General features: G+C 44.4%; 5 protein-coding genes. 4 read left to right on the top strand and 1 reads right to left on the bottom strand.

Annotated elements, in window-relative coordinates; genetic code table 11:
- Positions 1–259 (top strand): T9SS type A sorting domain-containing protein (locus QVP90_RS18570; protein ID WP_288204914.1); only part of this gene is annotated, 259 nt, incomplete at its 5' end.
- Positions 260–287: 28 nt separating this feature from the next.
- Here QVP90_RS18570 and QVP90_RS18575 read toward each other — a convergent pair.
- Positions 288–740, bottom strand: a complete 453-nt coding sequence (locus tag QVP90_RS18575) for a DUF3267 domain-containing protein (protein ID WP_007479724.1) — start codon at positions 738–740, stop codon at positions 288–290.
- Between the two features lie 184 nt (positions 741–924).
- Between QVP90_RS18575 and QVP90_RS18580 the strand changes: the two genes are divergently transcribed.
- The 3 genes from QVP90_RS18580 to QVP90_RS18590 form a co-directional block, all read left to right on the top strand.
- Positions 925–2,283: a sensor histidine kinase gene (locus tag QVP90_RS18580; RefSeq protein WP_005928454.1), complete on the top strand. Its 1,359-nt coding sequence runs from the start codon at positions 925–927 to the stop codon at positions 2,281–2,283.
- On the top strand, positions 2,280–3,002 hold the full coding sequence (locus tag QVP90_RS18585) for a response regulator transcription factor (protein WP_021937254.1): 723 nt from the start codon (positions 2,280–2,282) through the stop codon (positions 3,000–3,002). Before QVP90_RS18580 ends, QVP90_RS18585 begins: the two co-directional genes overlap by 4 nt.
- 25 nt (positions 3,003–3,027) lie before the next feature.
- Positions 3,028–3,450 (top strand): sigma factor (locus QVP90_RS18590; protein ID WP_288204915.1); only part of this gene is annotated, 423 nt, incomplete at its 3' end.

The raw sequence follows: 3,450 nt of genomic DNA on the forward strand, positions 1-3,450 counted from the left end.
TTATCTGCTGAACCCGAACGTATATTACGATTATGCATCCAAATTACCGGTAGGCATAAAAAACAGCGCAGCCACCGCCCGAATCGGATACCTCAACGGATTCATCAATAACCCGGAACAGGAAACCGTGACTATATACAACAGTGTAGGTATGCCCCTGCTCACTTCAAGTGAAAGTCATATTAGCGTACAACACTTGCATGCCGGCCTGTATATCGCCAAAACGAAAACAACTACCATCAAGTTTATGAGAAGATAATTCATCCCCCTGCATCCCCGTCATGCTATCATCTGTTATCAGCATCCCGGGGGTGCAGGGTCGTTTTTACCCAATGCCCCGCCTCAAAATATCGAAGCAGCCAGACAGTCTTATAATCATTCGCCCCCATCAATAGAAACAGGACAGCAACCGGGAGTAACAGATATCTGCCGGAGAGCAAAGCATAAAACAAAGGAATCACGCCCAGAAGAACAGCAGGCATCAAGGAAACGACCACATATTGCCATACACGCAGATATTCACAACATAGACAACGGGCAGACAGGCAACGTCCTCTCATCCTGAAAGAAACCGACCGTTTCCCTTTTTTAGAGAAAAGCAGAAAAAAGAGTGCGCGAACCCATTCATACATTATGAACGAATAAGCGCATGAAACCATGCAAAGTGTGATTTGCGTCCCACTCATGCCACGGCTCACAGTCACCGGAGATTTTTCATATTCCGTATCGTCTTCTCTCATCGCATTCTTTCTGATCCTACCGACCGGAACATTTCACTCTTCATACAGTCCTATCACTGATTCCGGATGATACAAAGGTAAGGCGCGGCTTGCAAAAAGAATGTTATTACAACGTTATCGTTAGGTTAACGTTACGTTAACGAAGAAATTTGTTATATTTGCCAGCAAATTAAAAGACAAAAGTATGAATAAACCGCTATTTCGTTATATTACTGTCATTGCCATCCTTGCGGTAATGGCATTACAGGGAATGTGGTTTTCCAACTCCTACCATCTGTTGGAGAATGAATTATACGACAAAATAAACAACGCTTTCCTGGAAGCGCAGTTACAGGAGTCCTCACGGACCAGCGATCGGTTTAAAAACAATATCCCCAATGGCACCGTACTCCAGCTCGATTCTACCAAAGTACGTGCAAAGAATGATTTGGCCGACAGATTGATTTTGGTGACCGCTTTGCATTGCATTCATCACCAATACAACATTCCGCTCGATTATCAACTACTGGATTCATGTTATCGGGAAGAACTGGATAAAATCAATCTGGGAAAGCTTCGCTTCCGCATCGACTCCATTGCAATAGACTCTGCCCATTACAAATACGTAGAAGATTTCGCGGAGGACAACAATCTCGTCCGGCTCCACAGCAAGATGCAGACACAAATCTACCCTATCCGGGAAGATTTCTCCAAAGGTATACAGGCTACCATTGAAAATCCTTATAAAATGATCATCCTGCAGATGCGTATGTTCCTTATAGGAACCGTACTCCTTCTGTTCATCGTCATCTATTGCCTGGTGCAACAAATCAAAGTGATTGCGAAACAAAACAAAATAGCCAAAATACGTGAAGACTTCTCGTATGCCATGATTCATGACATGAAAACACCGCTTAGCTCCATCCTCATGGGCACACGTATCCTGCGCAGTGGAAAACTCGACGATAAGCCGGAACGGAAAGAGAAGTACTTCGACATCATGGAAGACGAAGAGGAACATCTGCTGGCATTGGTCAACAAAGTACTGACCTTATCGAAACTGGAAGAAGGAAAACTGCTACTTGAGAAAACAGAAGTGGAACTGCGCCCGATCATCGAAGACCTGATCGAGAAGTTCACCGCCAAGGCAGAAAAGCAAGTGGAATTTGTTCTTGACCTGCAAGAAGAAAAAGCATACGCTGACGAAGAATTCCTAAAAGAGGCCCTCAGTAACCTGATAGACAATGCCATCAAATATTCGGGTGAGAGTGTGCAGATAAAAATATCCTCTTCTGCCTCCACCGACGGATATACCCATATCAGCGTAACAGACAACGGTATGGGCATCCCCTTGAAAGAGCAAGGAAAGATTTTCGAGAAATTCGAACGCGCTTCGGCCGTGATACGCAACCGCAAAGGAGGTGCTTCCGGTTTCGGACTCGGGCTGAACTATGTCCTGCATGTCGTCGAAGCACACCACGGCAGCGTAAAGCTGGAAAGCATAGAAGGAGAATACAGCAAATTTACGATAAACATTCCACAACATAACGGAGAAACAGCATGATAAAGTTATTATTGGTTGAAGACGATGCCAACCTGAGATACATCATCCGGGGAGGACTTGAAGACATGATCGGCGGATACGAAATAAAAGATGCCGCCAATGGAGAAGAAGGACTGAAAGTGTGGCAGGAATGGCAACCGGACGTAATCGTTTCGGACATCGAAATGCCGGTTATGGATGGTTACGAGATGGTAAAACGTATTCGTGAAACCGATCCGGATACCCCTATCCTTTTCAGTTCGGGACGTGTTTCACCCAAGGATGTGGTGAAAGGTTACGAATTGGGAGTCAACAACTACCTGAAAAAGCCGTTTCTCCCCGAAGAGCTGAATGCACACGTACAGGCTTTAATGAAAATGAAGCAGAAAGCACCCGCCGCAACACCGGCCCCGAAAACACCGGTCATGGCGGAAGGTATCTATCAAATAGGAAAGAACTATACGCTGGATGCAGAGCATGCTACCCTGAAACACGCATCGGGTACCAATAAAACACTGACAGCCCGCGAGACAAAACTATTGCAAATGCTTTGCGAAAAGAAAGGCGAAGTAGTGAAACGCGAAACCATCCTTGAAAAACTCTGGGGAACGGAGGACGATTACTTCGCTTCACGCAGCCTGGATGTATTTGTCACCAAACTAAGAAAGCTGTTCGCGGAAGATCCGTCTGTAAATATCAAAACCGTGAAAGGAGTAGGATTAAGCCTGTTAGAAATATAAACAAACCTCAATAGACCGTTTTTTCATGCACAATGCGCAACTGATAAAGAAGCTCAAAGAAGGGGACCATCATGCATATAAATTCATTTTTGATCATTATTATGCCTTGATGGGCGCTATTGCGTATGAATATGTAGAAGATTACTATATCAGCCAGAACATAGTGGAAGATGTAATGATGTCTATTTGGGAAAAAAGAGAACAACTGATCATTTCAACTTCTGTAAAATCCTATCTGCTCACCTCCGTTCACAATAAATGCATCGATTACTTACGAAGCCGGTCCAGAGAAGCGGAAGTATTCAGCCTTGAAAGTGAAATCGGCTCGTCGAGCTGTTACATCCCGGATCAAGAGATGTTCGAACAGATCGTCTTATCGGAACTGGAAAAGAAAATAGAAGAAATCATCCAATCGATGCCCGAAGAATGCAAAAAAGTATTCCTGCTG

It is taken from the genome of Bacteroides sp. CAG:189 (assembly GCF_000432295.1).
Taxonomy (GTDB): domain Bacteria; phylum Bacteroidota; class Bacteroidia; order Bacteroidales; family Bacteroidaceae; genus Bacteroides; species Bacteroides salyersiae.

What these genes read in the sequence shown, in the direction of transcription:
- QVP90_RS18580 (WP_005928454.1), top strand. Translation starts at nt 925, where the DNA reads ATGAATAAACCGCTATTTCGTTATATTACTGTCATTGCCATCCTTGCG.
- QVP90_RS18575 (WP_007479724.1), bottom strand. Translation starts at nt 740, where the DNA reads ATGAGAGAAGACGATACGGAATATGAAAAATCTCCGGTGACTGTGAGC.
- QVP90_RS18585 (WP_021937254.1), top strand. Translation starts at nt 2,280, where the DNA reads ATGATAAAGTTATTATTGGTTGAAGACGATGCCAACCTGAGATACATC.